This window comes from Lysinibacillus sp. BPa_S21 (genome assembly GCF_023337795.1).
GTDB lineage: Bacteria > Bacillota > Bacilli > Bacillales_A > Planococcaceae > Lysinibacillus.
This window is the reverse complement of sequence record NZ_JALIRS010000021.1, coordinates 32,374-45,819: the sequence shown is the minus strand read 5'-3', so window position 1 is coordinate 45,819 and position 13,446 is coordinate 32,374. Positions and strand designations below refer to the sequence as shown.

11 protein-coding genes, 1 rRNA gene, 1 pseudogene and 1 riboswitch are annotated in these 13,446 nt (G+C 37.3%); of the genes and pseudogenes, 7 read left to right on the top strand and 6 right to left on the bottom strand.

The annotated features are described in order from the left end of the window. Positions 1–70 (top strand): 5S ribosomal RNA (rrf, locus tag MOK21_RS24080); the annotation flags it as partial. 526 nt (positions 71–596) lie between these two features. Here the strand turns inward: rrf and MOK21_RS22600 are convergent. The 3 genes and pseudogenes from MOK21_RS22600 to chrR all read right to left on the bottom strand — a co-directional run bounded on the left by MOK21_RS22600 (position 597) and on the right by chrR (position 3,154). Then, positions 597–1,476 (bottom strand): annotated as a pseudogene (locus MOK21_RS22600) (helix-turn-helix transcriptional regulator). Between the two features lie 320 nt (positions 1,477–1,796). Next, positions 1,797–2,267, bottom strand: coding sequence for a peptide-methionine (S)-S-oxide reductase (locus tag MOK21_RS22595; RefSeq protein ID WP_249076195.1), 471 nt, complete (start codon positions 2,265–2,267; stop codon positions 1,797–1,799). 155 nt (positions 2,268–2,422) lie between these two features. Then, positions 2,423–3,154 carry a class II chromate reductase ChrR gene (chrR, locus tag MOK21_RS22590; protein WP_249076194.1) on the bottom strand — a complete coding sequence of 244 codons (732 nt, stop codon included), beginning with the start codon at positions 3,152–3,154 and terminating at the stop codon, positions 2,423–2,425. A gap of 276 nt (positions 3,155–3,430) precedes the next feature. Between chrR and scpC the strand changes: the two genes are divergently transcribed. Next, positions 3,431–4,951 carry a succinyl-CoA:acetate CoA-transferase ScpC gene (gene scpC / locus MOK21_RS22585; RefSeq protein ID WP_249076193.1) on the top strand — a complete coding sequence of 507 codons (1,521 nt, stop codon included), beginning with the start codon at positions 3,431–3,433 and terminating at the stop codon, positions 4,949–4,951. A gap of 315 nt (positions 4,952–5,266) precedes the next feature. Here the strand turns inward: scpC and MOK21_RS22580 are convergent, their stop codons facing one another. Both MOK21_RS22580 and MOK21_RS22575 read right to left on the bottom strand, forming a co-directional pair. Continuing rightward, positions 5,267–6,748 carry a DASS family sodium-coupled anion symporter gene (locus MOK21_RS22580; RefSeq protein ID WP_249076192.1) on the bottom strand — a complete coding sequence of 494 codons (1,482 nt, stop codon included), beginning with the start codon at positions 6,746–6,748 and terminating at the stop codon, positions 5,267–5,269. A 192-nt stretch (positions 6,749–6,940) separates the two neighbouring features. Next, the gene (locus tag MOK21_RS22575) at positions 6,941–7,573 is read right to left on the bottom strand and encodes a glycerol-3-phosphate acyltransferase (protein ID WP_249076191.1); all 633 of its coding nucleotides are present in this window, start codon (positions 7,571–7,573) and stop codon (positions 6,941–6,943) included. Positions 7,574–7,880: 307 nt separating this feature from the next. Continuing rightward, positions 7,881–7,994, top strand: a riboswitch (SAM riboswitch). Between the two features lie 116 nt (positions 7,995–8,110). On the opposite strand from MOK21_RS22575, the gene MOK21_RS22570 reads away from it, so the two are divergent. The 3 genes from MOK21_RS22570 to MOK21_RS22560 all read left to right on the top strand — a co-directional run bounded on the left by MOK21_RS22570 (position 8,111) and on the right by MOK21_RS22560 (position 11,879). Beyond that, entirely contained in the window at positions 8,111–9,412 is a 1,302-nt protein-coding gene (locus MOK21_RS22570; protein WP_249076190.1) for an O-acetylhomoserine aminocarboxypropyltransferase/cysteine synthase family protein, read from the top strand. A gap of 388 nt (positions 9,413–9,800) precedes the next feature. After that, complete coding sequence (locus MOK21_RS22565) at positions 9,801–10,187, top strand: hypothetical protein (RefSeq protein ID WP_249076189.1); 387 nt, start codon at positions 9,801–9,803, stop codon at positions 10,185–10,187. A gap of 705 nt (positions 10,188–10,892) precedes the next feature. Beyond that, entirely contained in the window at positions 10,893–11,879 is a 987-nt protein-coding gene (locus tag MOK21_RS22560) for a homoserine dehydrogenase (RefSeq protein WP_249076188.1), read from the top strand. 54 nt (positions 11,880–11,933) lie between these two features. Here MOK21_RS22560 and MOK21_RS22555 read toward each other — a convergent pair whose 3' ends face one another. Then, complete coding sequence (locus MOK21_RS22555) at positions 11,934–12,164, bottom strand: MerR family transcriptional regulator (RefSeq protein ID WP_049667308.1); 231 nt, start codon at positions 12,162–12,164, stop codon at positions 11,934–11,936. 441 nt (positions 12,165–12,605) lie between these two features. Between MOK21_RS22555 and MOK21_RS22550 the strand changes: the two genes are divergently transcribed. Next, positions 12,606–13,298 carry a response regulator transcription factor gene (locus tag MOK21_RS22550; RefSeq protein ID WP_249076187.1) on the top strand — a complete coding sequence of 231 codons (693 nt, stop codon included), beginning with the start codon at positions 12,606–12,608 and terminating at the stop codon, positions 13,296–13,298. Further along, positions 13,276–13,431: a hypothetical protein gene (locus MOK21_RS22545; RefSeq protein WP_249076186.1), complete on the top strand. Its 156-nt coding sequence runs from the start codon at positions 13,276–13,278 to the stop codon at positions 13,429–13,431. The genes MOK21_RS22550 and MOK21_RS22545 overlap by 23 nt, the downstream gene beginning before the upstream one ends. The last annotated feature ends 15 nt before the right edge of the window (positions 13,432–13,446 follow it).

Sequence of the window (13,446 nt, the reverse complement as noted above, 5' to 3'; positions counted from 1 at the left end):
CGGAAGTTAAGCTCTTTAGCGCCGATGGTAGTTGGGGGCTTCCCCCTGTGAGAGTAGGACGTCGCTAGGCACTTAAATAAGTCGAGGATTTATTCCTCGGCTTTTTTTTGCGATTTTTTAGTCAGTTAATCAAAACATATTGGTTCCTGCTAATCTCCAAATGTGTTGGGAAACGAAGGGATCTTAAGGCTGATACTAAGAAGTTTTTAATTTGTGTTTGAAATGACTGATACGTATGATAGCTTACGTCTAATTTATCTTCTAAATCTGTTTATAAAAGTACAGTTAACAAACATAAGGCAAGATTGACAACAAGCAATACCGATGTTGTTTGGAAGTTCTTTCTGTAAAAACTTTATTGCATATTCAATAGAGCTTTATAATAAAAAAAGAAAGTATATTGAACAATGAGTGATCAAAATGCTTTCTTTTCCTGTAATATAGTAAACAGTTTATACAACGTTGAGGGTTTAATGAGACAAATTTCTTATTCTCCAAGTCGCATTTCAAATTTAGTCTTAGCAGCAACCCCTCTAGGGTATGATCAGTTTCCTTTAATCCCAAAACCTAGTGACGTATAGACTATATTAAAATAATCACCCTTCATCAAATCCTAAATTAATCGGCTCTAATGGCAAATTTTCTTCTTGCCCAAGCATATTTGTTGATGTAACAGATAAATCTACTTCTTCAAACTTAAATCCATCAGCCCATACTTTACCTGTTCCTGTTAATAAAATGCCGAAGTGAATAGAAGCACTTTCTTTTGGTACATCTAATACAACCGAATAGAAGTTCCAGTCCGTTACCCTGAATAGGTCTATTATCCATATTATCAAACTGAATAACGTCACCTGTACTATTATCTATGCGGCACCAAACTCCACATTTTGCAACAACTTCTTCTGTCTTTAAGAAACAAGACAGTTTAATACGTTTTCCTAACCAATTTTCTGCAGAAAAACTTTGCATCATTGTCCCGAATTGCCCTTCACCTACATCTGTTTTCGAAGATAGTAAACCTGATTTCATGCCTGTATGAAATATTTGTCCATCCGTTTTCATTTCGTAAAAGGTTGGGTGTGAACCACTTAAAATCCAGCCTTTAATTGTCGTTAAATCACTCATGTTTTTTTCCTCCGTCCCTTGAAGTGTTCGCATGATTTTGCGATATTTACCTGGTGGCATTTTATATAGCTCTTTAAAAGAACGTGTGAATGCTTCTTGTGATTGATAACGTAACTCAAACGCAATTTGAAGTATCGATTCATCTGAATATAATAAATACATTGCTGCTAGTGCCAGCCTTCGTTTTCGAATATATTCACTTATCGTCAATCCAGTTTCTTGCTTGAAAATACGTGATAAATGAAATTTTGAATAGCCAATATGTGATGCATAATCATCTAACTGCCATTCATCTAATAAACACTCTTCTAAAGAATAAATTACATCTTGAGTTACTTTGCTATACATTTTGCTCACCTCACTTCCTAAGTTTAGAGGATATATCATTTTGTTTTTTAATATTAATTGCTATTTTACTACTCTTTCTATAATTAGATGAATAGTGTAAAAATTGATTTTGCAATCTAATCTCAAAAGAGGGGGGAAATCAAAATGCTTAGTCGCTAAAATCACTTTCATAAGGATTATCGTTCAAATCTACATCAATTTTATCTTCAATGCAGCAAACTTTATACCGAGACACTTATTAAACAGTTCTGTTTCCCTTATTATTTGATCAAGCAGTTTTGAAAACTTAAATCCCATAAACAATCTTTTAATAATCTCCCTTACTTATACCTATTTAATATTTCTTCTGGGATATGACAATAATCATCTGGACATCTAGCTAACCTATCTTGATGTTCTTCTGCACTTCTCATATAGTTTGTAAGAGGTAATACTTCAACAACTATAAGGCTGTAATCATTTCTCTCACTAAGAAACGCCTTCGCCTCTTTTAAGTGTTCAGGCTTTTCACTATATACTCCTGTTCTGTATTTCTCGCCAACATCCTGTCCTTGTTTATTTAAACTATATGGGTCAATGATTTCAAAAAAGTATCCCATTAATTCTTTTATTGTTACAACTGTCGGATCAAATCCTGTTTTTACACATTCGGCGTACCCATCATAAACACCCTCAAGTGTATGACTTGTTCCATTAGCTCTTCCTGCTTCTGTAAACTTAACTCCAGGTAAAGTTTTTATAAATGCTTGTACTCCCCATAAACATCCTCCTGCAAAATATACTACTTCCATATGGACTCTCCTCTTTGTTTAAAAAGTTCATTGATTTATTCCCTTTGATGTATCATAGCTTTTAAAAGCTAAAGAAAACTAGTGTATTAAAAATAAAATATAAAAAAGTGAAGTTACTATCATGCGAATGTAACTCCACTTTTTTATTGATGAGATTATTTCCAATTAAAACCCTTTTTCGCTAAGAAATCATTGATATGGGGACGGCGTTGTTCAATTAAAAAATCTGCCATTTGCTTTGTCCAGTTATCAATTTTTCGATTGGATGAGCGATTATTATAGTATGCTTCCATTGTGTCGTTATAAGCTGGTAAAAGTTCCTCATATTTTTCTGTATTGTATTCATTTTCATGTAATACCGCGGCAACAGGTAAACGAGGTTTTACTTCATTACGACGTGCGGGAACCCCAATTGTTAAGCCGAATAGAGGGAAAACGTATTCAGGTAGATTAAATAGTTCGCTTATTTCTTCAGGCTTATTACGCACTCCTCCGATGTAACAAATTCCATATCCCATAGATTCTGCAGCAACCACAAAGTTTTGCGCGAATAATGATACATCAGCTACTCCAACAAGTACATTTTCTGCGGAATCAGCGACAATGTCTACACCTTCTAATTTGCCTGCTGATTGAAGACGTTTGAAATCTACACAGAAGACAAAGGCGCCGCCAGAAGTTTCATATTGACGGGGATTACCAGAGAGCATCCCTAATTTTTCTTTTTTCTCCTCATCAGTTACCCAAATAACACTATAAGCTTGTACAAAATGTGATGTAGCCGCCATTTGAGCAGTAGCAATTAATTCTTCAATAATTTCCTTTGAAATCGGATTTCCATCATAAATACGAACTGAAGAGTGGTTACGTAATAATTCTTTTACCATCAAAAAAATCCCCTTTTCCCTTTTATATATCAAAAGCATATCACGCTTTTTCGTCAAAATCGAATTTTTCCGATGTTGAAATTATTTTTAAATAATTTGCGAATGCATAGAATTTCTCGTAAAATAAAATATTTTGTTAGTTATAGATTAAAAATTCTAAATAGTTTAAAATTATGGTGGCGGTTCATTTGGTTGGATTTCTAATAAATAGATGACTATACCAAAATGAGTAAACCGGATAGTTGGACAAAATAAAGTGGGACGGAGGAATAAGGGATGGAAGAGAAGGTGGCGAAAAAGCTTCGTAATGAACAGCTACGAAGCAAGGTTGTAACAGCAGAAGAAGCAGCGTCTTGGATTAAGGATGGTATGGTACTTGGGATGAGCGGATTTACCCGTGCAGGTGATGTTAAAGTGGTACCTCTTGCGCTTGTGGAGAAAGCTAAAAAAGAGAGCTTCCAGGTAGATGTGTATACAGGTGCATCACTTGGCCCAGAAGTTGACCAATACTTAGCGGAAGCTGGCGTTATTCGCAAACGTGGACCGTTCCAAGCGGATGCTGGTATTCGTAATAAAATCAACAGTGGTGAGATTACATTCGTTGATGCGCATCTATCACATAATGCGGAGCTAGTACGCCAAGGTATTATTGGTCCTATTGATTTTGCGATTATTGAAGCGTCTGCTATTACAGAAGACGGCTTACTAATTCCTACAACTTCAGTTGGTAACTCTCCTATTTTTGTGCAAGAGGCAGATCAAATAATCATTGAGTTGAACGTAGCTCAGCTTGATGCGTTAGAGGGTATCCACGATATTTTAATACCTGGACCACAGGGGAAGCGTGATCCAATTCCATTACAAAATGTATCCGATCGCCTTGGCACAATTGGTATATCACTAGATTTAAATAAAGTAAAAGGTATTGTGATTTCGGATATTTTAGATGCACCATCGACAATCGTCCCTGCGGATGAAGAAACAGATATTATGGCTAATCATTTATTAAATTTCCTTCGTGAAGAAATTAAGGTAGGTCGTTTAACGACTAGCTTAAGACCGATTCAATCGGGTGTAGGCTCAGTAGCAAATGCCGTTTTATTAGGTTTTAAAGATTCAGAGTTTGAGAATTTAGAAGTTTATTCAGAAGTGTTGCAAGATGCAGTATTCGAATTAATTGATGCAGGGAAGGTAAACTTTGCATCTGCTACTTCGATCACTCTTTCCGAGGAAGTTGGAAAACGAGTTTATGGTAATTTTGAGAAATATGCAGATAAACTTGTATTACGTCCGCAAGAAATTTCTAACCAGCCAGAAATTATTCGCCGACTCGGATTAATTTCTGTTAATACAGCATTAGAAGTGGATATTTACGGGAACGTAAATTCTACGCATGTTTCAGGAACAAAAATGATGAATGGAATTGGCGGCTCTGGAGATTTTGCACGTAATGCGCGATTAGGTATTTTCGTCACAAAATCTTATGCGAAAGGCGGAAATATTTCTAGTATCGTTCCAATGGTGTCGCATGTTGACCATACAGAGCATGATGTAGACGTTATCGTAACAGAGCAGGGGGTAGCAGACTTACGTGGTCTTGCTCCAAAAGAACGGGTTGGGTGCATTATTGATAACTGCGCACACCCGGAATATCGTGAGCAATTATGGAAATATTTTAACAATGCCAATGAAGCAACAGGTGGACATCATACACCACACATTTTAGAAACAGCGCTCTCATGGCATGTGAATTACGCAAAGAATGGTACGATGAAAAACCCTGCTTTATCCAAATAATTAACTAATAAAAAGCCTTGAAGGACTGTTGACTTGTTCCTTCAAGGCTTTTAATTGTTAATAACGTAATCCAAAATGCTCGGGTATCTCTGGAATTAGGGGAGAGACCTACGAAGTGATTAGGTAAGCCTCTGAAGTGATCAGGTAGCCCCTCGAAATGATCGGGTAAGGCACTAAAGTGATCAGGTAGCCCTCCGAAGTGATCGGGTAGCTCCCTGAAGTGATCGGGTAGCTCTCTGAAGTGATCGGGTAGCTCTCCGAAGTAATCAGGTGCCCCAGAGAAGTGATCAGGTATTCAAAGAAAACCCTGGATTTTTATAATAATCCGATCCATTTCCAATACGTTGCGGAAAATAGCAGAACTAGAATGTATCCAATAATCGTTAAGGGGATACCAGATTTTAAGAAATCCTTTGTTGTAAAGGCTCCTGTACCGTAGGCAAGCATATTTTGCGGTGCACTAATAGGTAAAAGGAAGCCAAAGCTAATAACGAATTGTTGTACGATCACGAAACCAACCTGATCGACATTAGTCGTTAGTGTTGAGGCTAGAACGATAAATACCGGTACAAGTGCTGATGCTAAACTTGTTGCACTTGCAAAACCTAAGTGAATAAGAATATTAAATAAAGTAACAAGCGCGATTGTTGCAAGAATCGGCATAGAATCTAAACCAAGTGAACCGAATACTTTATCAGATAACCAGGATGCACCTTTTGTATTAAGCAAGACCGTTCCTAACATTATACCTACTGCAAAGACGATAATTGTTCCCCAAGGAATATGAGGTTCAACTTGCTTCCACGAATAGACTCCGATTTTGGGCATTAATAGAATAGCGATTGCAACGATTGTGACGGTTGTCGTATCGAATGGGTGAAGTTTACCCTCTGCAGCCCAGAAAAATAGTAAAACTACAGATGTAATGATTAATCGAATTTCGGGAGCTTTTAATGGACCAAGCTCCGCAAGTTGTTTTTTGATTACTTCTTTACCACCTTCAATATTACTTGTTTCAGGTTTGATTAGTGTAATCATAATGAAAAATAGAGCCACTGACATGATGATCGAGAAGGGGGCAGCATAAAGTAACCAAGCACCCCAAGAAATATCAACACCAAATTGTTCTTTGATGAAATTTAAAGCGACCATATTTTGAGCTGCTGCCGTCTTAATACCGATATTCCAAATGGAAACAGCTTGTACAGAGGTAATGACAAGTAAAGCAGCAAGTCGACTATCACGTGGTAGGCCAAATGCCGCAACCATTCCGAGTAGTATTGGTACAACTGCGCCTGCACGTGCAGTAGCAGAAGGGACGAAGAATGCGAGTGCAATAGATACCAAAATAGCACCGAATACGATGGCTTTCGTTTTTGTCCCTACTAGTGAAAGAATCCATAGCGCAAGACGTTTATGTAAATTGGTAATTTGCATGGCTGCCGCTAGGAAAAGTGCTGCTGCTACTAGTGCAACTGCTGAATTACTAAATCCGCTCAATGCTAATTTTAATGCATCTGATGTTCCTAGCTCTCTCGTTGGATCTTCCATTGATGGAGCTAATCCTAGTAAGATGGTCACGAGAGCAATAATCATGGCAGAGCTAACGGGATAGGATACTGCTTCTGTAACCCAAAGGATGACCGCGAAAGCTAAAATAGCTAAAGCTCGTTGTCCAGCTATAGGTAAATCGCCACTGTTGGGTAAAAATGTAATTATAATTAGTGAAGCAAAGGCTAATCCAATCCAAAGAGGCTTTAAATTACGTTTCGGTTTTGCTTGTTCAGAAGTAGACATACATTTTCATCCTTTCTATAAGCATGGATATTATTTCCTATAACATCGGCTAGTAAAATGCTTTATTAAGAAAGGAATTTGTCTATTTATTGTAAAGAAAACTAGTGTGTGAAATACGCTCTATTTATAGCGATAACGGACAGTTACGAGAAAATATGTGGTCACAAAAAATACAAAAAAATCCAAAAGTTATTATTTTTTCTTTTTGAATGCAGAAGTCACTTTAGGCTCAGTTCCCTGTGTCAATCGTTTAATATTTTCGATATGCAAAATGATGGCAATACCAAAAAGAAATAAGGCTATACTCGTCGGGCCTATTCCAGGAATCCATAAATATGTGGCCATGTAAAATACGAGATAAAATACAAGTACACCGACAATTAAATAGTTCGTCAGGAAAGATAAAATAACAAATAAAATGAGTGCAAATAAACCAATTTTCCAATCAATCGCAAGTAATATACCAATGATGGAAGCGGTACCCTTGCCGCCGTTGAAGCCCATATAAAATGGGAAATTATGTCCAAGAATGACACCAGCAGCTACGATGTAGGTAAAGAGCCAAGCGTGTATTTCTGTTAATTGTGTTATATCTGTTAGGTAGGCTTGTGTACCGAGAATAGCGGCAACGCCTTTACCGATATCGATCAGTGCAACTAATATGCCGTATTTCCATCCAAGGGAAAGTGTTGCATTAGATGCACCTGCATTGCCATAACCTGACTTTTTTAAGTCTACCCCGGATAAAAACTGAGCAACTTTAGAGCCGTGAACACAGCCAATTAAATAACCAACAAGAAGAAAAATGATAATGGCTTTTATCATAAAAGGTCCTCCTTTCTAAATAATAGGCTCATCAAAAAAAGTAGGGATGATATTTTTAAAACATCGTCATTGTAATAAAGTGAAGTGCAGGAGCCCCCTGGAACCTTTGCTCTAGCGAAAGCGAAGTGCCCAATCGGAACGGAAATCAACCCTACGTTTTGATGAGAAGAGTAAACACTAAAATAGTGTATGCGTTGGTATTACGTAAAAAAGCATACAGAAGTTTCGGAAAAAATAAAATTTTAGTGTTGACAGAGAAAAAGTCTATGTTTATACTGTGTAACAACGATGGAAATTGAATCTCATACTCTTATCAAGAGCGGCGGAGGGATAGGCCCTATGATGCCCGGCAACCAGTAAGTGACGAACTTGCTAAGGTGCTAATTCCTACAGATTCTTACTTGGATCTGGCAGATAAGGGGAGGAAAACTTGCAACCGCAACCCTCTTCTTAGCTGAAGAGGGTTTTTGTTTTCTACTGAAAAATCCTCCTCATCTCCGGTACCATCGTAAAAAAATAACCATTTGGAGGTATACAATGACAAATTTTAAACCAGAAACATTGCTGTTACACGGTGGCCAAGAGCCAGACCCGGTAACAGGATCTCGTACAGTACCCGTATATCGCTCAACGGCATTTGTTTTTAAAGACACTGCTCATGCGCAACGTCTATTTGCCTTAGAGGAAGCTGGCAATATTTACACGCGAATTACAAACCCAACTGTAGATGTTTTTGAAAAACGCGTCGCTTTATTAGAAGGCGGTACAGCAGCAGTAGCACTTTCATCTGGTGCAGCGGCTATTGCGTTTTCCATTTTAAATCTAGCTGGCGCAGGTGATGAAATTGTCGCGGGTAGCTCTTTATACGGAGGTACTTATAATTTATTCGCCAACACACTACCAAACTACGGTATTAAAACAATTTTCGTAGACGAAACAAATCCAGAAAATTTCCGCGCAGCTATTACGGATAAAACAAAAGCGGTATTCGCTGAAATTTACGGTAATCCAAGTTTAAAGGTATTAGATATTGAAGCGGTAGCTAATATAGCACATGAAAACGGCTTGCCATTAATTATTGATAGCACATTTGCTTCACCGTACGGCTCTACACCGATTGATTTCGGTGCAGATATTGTTGTTCATTCCGCAACAAAATGGATTGGTGGCCATGGTACAACTTTAGGTGGCGTTGTAGTAGATGCAGGAAAGTTTGATTGGACACGTGGACGTTTCCCAGGCTTTACGGAGCCAGATGCTTCTTATCACGGTTTGCGTTATGGTATTGATACAGCAGAGGCTGCATTTGCCACAAAACTGCGAGTGCAATTACTACGCGACTTTGGACCAACATTAAGTGCAGATGCAGCATTTAATTTATTGCAGGGTTTAGAAACGCTTCATTTGCGTATTCCTAAACACAATGAAAATGCATTAGCGGTAGCCGAATATTTACGAAACCACCCATCTGTGGAATATGTAAATTACAATGGCTTAGAAGATTTCCCTACCCATGATTTAGCCAAAAAATATTTGAGAAACGGCTTTGGTTCAGTGCTTACATTTGGTATTAAAGGTGGACGTGAGGCGGGGCGTAAATTAATTGATAGTGTGAAATTATTCTCGCACGTAGCAAATGTAGGGGATGCCAAATCATTAATTATTCACCCTGCGTCTACTACACATCAGCAACTTTCCGCTGAAGAACTAATCCAAACTGGTGTAACCGAGTCGCTCATTCGCTTATCCATCGGTCTTGAGGCAGTAGAGGACATTATTGCAGATTTAGAACAAGCTATTGAGCAGGTAACAGCTTCACAACAACAAGTAGAAGCTTAATAAAAAACATTGGCTAATGTTGTAGCGTTTACGTATTTTCTCATTCGATAGGCCTCATCCGGTAATGCGTAAAACGTTGCTGCATCATCCGCTCGCCTCATTTGGTGAACGTAAGGATGTTCTTTAACATTAATACCTAGTAATTTTATAAGTATTATTGACTTATTTAATTCCTTGTTTTATACTAGGGAATAAGAAAAGTGTTCGAATGGCTACCAACCTGAACCAATCCGAGGTATTTATAGCACCGACTTGTTGATCGGTATAGCAAATCAAACTAACTTAGTTTCATAAGTGCTCCCCCACTTTTGAATATATATCAAGAGGAGTAGTTGCTCAGCCAGTAGCTACTCTTATCTACAAAACTGATGATAAAGGAGTGTTTTAAATGGGAAATGTGTATAGTGCGCAAAACATTGCATCTTATCTTATTTATGAGTTAAATGAAGGTCATGTGTTTGTGAACAACATGTCCATTCAAAACATACTTGCGTCAGTTGAGAGTAAATGGCAAGAGAGATTTGGACATTCTGCTTTTGAGGAGATTGTTTATGTCAATGAGGAAGTCTATACAGTAAAAGAAGTTTTCGAAGCTTATGAAAGCTATGGAGCAAGTCATATTCCTCTACCTGCGACAGAGTATTACTTAAAATACGGCACATTTCAATTAGTTGAACGTACGTATGCAATACCTAACTTTACGCAGGAGGAGATAATACTGGTGCAACAAGCTTTAACACATTATCGTTATAAATTGCTAGCCAAAGCTAGTTAATTATCCCTCATATATTTTAGCTCATTCTCTGCTGCTACAGGGAATGAGCTTTTTAAATAGATGAGAAGATAGACTGGCATAATTGAAAAAAATTTTTTTCATATATTTCAAAAGAACAATTTTTATGAACGTATTTTACATACATATAATAGAAGAAAGGTATTTATTTTGGGATCATCGTCAAAAGTTGTGGATGACATTTATTAAAATTTATATCAAATATAAGTTGATTGTAGTGAAGGTAAGAAAGCGCCAGCCGCGACGGAAATCAACCCTACGCTATGGTGATGATCCTTATTTGTTTATAAAGAATCGTCAATATTTGTTCAATTATTATAGATCAAGTGAAAAATCATATAATAAAAGGGATGAAAACGATTTCCTTTGCACGTCTGAAGAAAACAAATGTCCACACTAGGGAGATTTCCCTTGTGCAATGTATGTATTTACGTTACAATTTTCTTTAAGTTGAATTTCGAATTATTTGAATTTGTGTGTTTCACGATTTTGTATCTTCTTTCAGAATATTTTTGTAGTGAAAGTGAAACGCCATGACTAAATATCTGTTTGTAGACGAAGTATTAGAAACACTGCAAACTGACCTGCTTTGTAAAGTCGGCGCACAATTCAAAATCTGTACGAATTAAGCTGAGACGAAATAATTATAATGAAACTGCGGAATGTAAGTTGGAGGGAATAACACAAATGGCAACTATAAAGGCAGCTATATTAGGATTTGGAACGGTAGGTCAAGGAATTTACCATATTTTAAATGAAAAGCGTGAAGAGCTTAAAAATAAATTAGGAATTGAGCTAGAAGTAGCAAAAATTTTAGTTACAGACACTAGCCGTGAACGTGTACCAGGGACAGCGCATTTAATGACAACTAGTATGGATGAAGTCTTAGCAGAACCAGGTATGCAGGTGGTTTTTGAGGCGATCGTCAATGAGGAGCCAGCATTTACTTACTTAAAGCGTGCTGTTGAACATAAATGTCATGTCATCACAGCTAATAAAGTAATGTTTGCAAAGCGAGGTTTAGAGCTACAGGATCTTGCAAAAGAAAACGGTGTTTTTGTAGGCTTTGAGGCAACAACTGCTGGTGGTGTACCAGTTATTAAAACGATGAAAAATATTTTGCTTGTCAATGATGTTAGTCGAATTCAGGGTGTTTTAAATGGGACATCCAACTATATTTTAACGAAAATGCGTTCACAGGGCTGGTCGTTCGAAACGGCCTTAAAAGAAGCGCAAAATTTAGGCTATGCAGAGGCAGATCCATATAATGATATTTCAGGACAGGATGCCTTTAAAAAATTAATGATTTTAAGTGCGTTGGCATTTGGCGAACAACCAGATTGGGCTGACGTTGAAGTAGTTGGCATTGATAGTATTTCAGCAGAGCAAGTAAAAGAAGCCTGTGAAAAAGGCTTACGTTATCGCCATGTTGCTGAGGTTGAGAAGTTAGCAGATGGTAAAGTAGTCGCAAAGGTCGGTCCGCAATTAGTGGATAAAGAACATCCGCTTTATCCAGTTGATGACGTCAATAATGCTGTGGCATTGGATACAAATTATATTGGTACATTAACGTTAGTTGGACCTGGCGCAGGTATGTATCCAACTGCTAGTGTAATGGTTGAGGATTACGCAGAAATTATCGGTAAGCGAGCAGGGTTTGTCGTAACAATATAATAAAGAATGCCTATCACTCAACAATGTTCTACTTGTTTGAATGATAGGCATTTTTTAATCCTCATCTTTAACATCAATATCCTCTGGAATAGGTGTATTTCGCCAAATTTCAATTTCCTCTTTAATACGGTCTAACTGTTCAAAATAAGTGCTAAACTGTCCGCTATTAATCAGTATTTGATCCCCGTCGTATACTGAGCGAATACGGCCCTCGTAAACTAGTCGAAGTACTTGATCCTCTGGCATACCAAGCTCGATGGCTGTTTCTTCAATTGTTTTATACATAATTTCGCTCCTTTTGTTGTTTTTATTATAACCTCCCTTTAATAGAAAGCCTACTATGGGTTAATAAATGAAAGAAAAAGGGAAATGGTAATTGTTTGCTTTTGGATAAATCTGTATTATTAATATTAGTGGTTGCGAGGGACTATTATTACTACTAAGAGCAGTAATAATAGTCCGTTGTCTTTTTTTTCTAATTCATTCGTCTAACCGATACAACTATTTGAACAATTGATAGCATTCCTTGTTTAGAAGGGATACTATGTTATTGACATTAGAAGGATGCTTTGAGGACAAGCGATACTAGCTAATTTATATATGCTCTAAGTTGATCTACGTTTTGTTGAGGAGACTCATTAAAACCTTAAGAAATTCTTCATTTTTATAATAACTGGTTTTTAAGATTTAAAAGGTACACTATTTATTGAGAGCGAGGTGTATATCATGACGAAACTAACAGTTCTTGTAACAGACGATGATCAAGATATTCGTGATGGTATTGAAATTTATTTAAAGAATGAAGGCTACAATGTCATTAAAGCTGCTGACGGCGTAGAGGCACTCGAAAAATTAGAAAACAATGAAGTACATTTAATAATTTTAGATATTATGATGCCAAATATGGATGGAATAACAGCGACGTTTAAAATTAGGGAAGAGCGTAATATTCCAATTATTATGCTTAGTGCAAAGGCGGAGGATGGCGACAAAATTCATGGTCTGTCTGTAGGTGCAGATGATTATGTTACAAAGCCCTTTCATCCGTTAGAACTGTTGGCCCGAGTAAAATCTCAGCTGCGACGCTATGTACAACTTGGGACGTACAATGAGGAAGCGGCAAAGGTGGAAATCGACGGGCTTGTATTAGATGAAGATGCAAAGGAAGTTCATTTAGAAGGGGAGCCTATTCGATTAACACCAATCGAATATAAAATTACAGAACTATTAATGAAAAATGCAGGGCGTGTATTTTCGATAAGAGAGATTTATGAGCGTGTGTGGAATGAGGAAGCTTACAATGCAGAAAACATTGTGGCTGTACACATTCGGAAAATACGTGAAAAAATCGAAGCAGATCCGAAAAATCCACGTTATTTAAAGGTGGTGTGGGGCGTTGGCTATAAAATGGAAAAATAAAATAGAGCAGTATGCTACAATTGCAGGGTTTGTAGCAGGAGTTATTGGACTAATTTACTTTGGTGTGTACGCCTATCAGATCGTAACTGCCCGCTCTTCGGGGATGCTACAATTGCTTGAGAGAATTTTTTAGAGAGGAGTTAAAAGC

Bases quoted from the DNA above. Each gene is read 5' to 3' on its own strand.
- MOK21_RS22595 (WP_249076195.1), bottom strand. From the start codon at position 2,267: ATGGAAGTAGTATATTTTGCAGGAGGATGTTTATGGGGAGTACAAGCA.
- chrR (WP_249076194.1), bottom strand. From the start codon at position 3,154: ATGGTAAAAGAATTATTACGTAACCACTCTTCAGTTCGTATTTATGAT.
- scpC (WP_249076193.1), top strand. From the start codon at position 3,431: ATGGAAGAGAAGGTGGCGAAAAAGCTTCGTAATGAACAGCTACGAAGC.
- MOK21_RS22580 (WP_249076192.1), bottom strand. From the start codon at position 6,748: ATGTCTACTTCTGAACAAGCAAAACCGAAACGTAATTTAAAGCCTCTT.
- MOK21_RS22575 (WP_249076191.1), bottom strand. From the start codon at position 7,573: ATGATAAAAGCCATTATCATTTTTCTTCTTGTTGGTTATTTAATTGGC.
- MOK21_RS22570 (WP_249076190.1), top strand. From the start codon at position 8,111: ATGACAAATTTTAAACCAGAAACATTGCTGTTACACGGTGGCCAAGAG.
- MOK21_RS22565 (WP_249076189.1), top strand. From the start codon at position 9,801: ATGGGAAATGTGTATAGTGCGCAAAACATTGCATCTTATCTTATTTAT.
- MOK21_RS22560 (WP_249076188.1), top strand. From the start codon at position 10,893: ATGGCAACTATAAAGGCAGCTATATTAGGATTTGGAACGGTAGGTCAA.
- MOK21_RS22555 (WP_049667308.1), bottom strand. From the start codon at position 12,164: ATGTATAAAACAATTGAAGAAACAGCCATCGAGCTTGGTATGCCAGAG.
- MOK21_RS22550 (WP_249076187.1), top strand. From the start codon at position 12,606: ATGACGAAACTAACAGTTCTTGTAACAGACGATGATCAAGATATTCGT.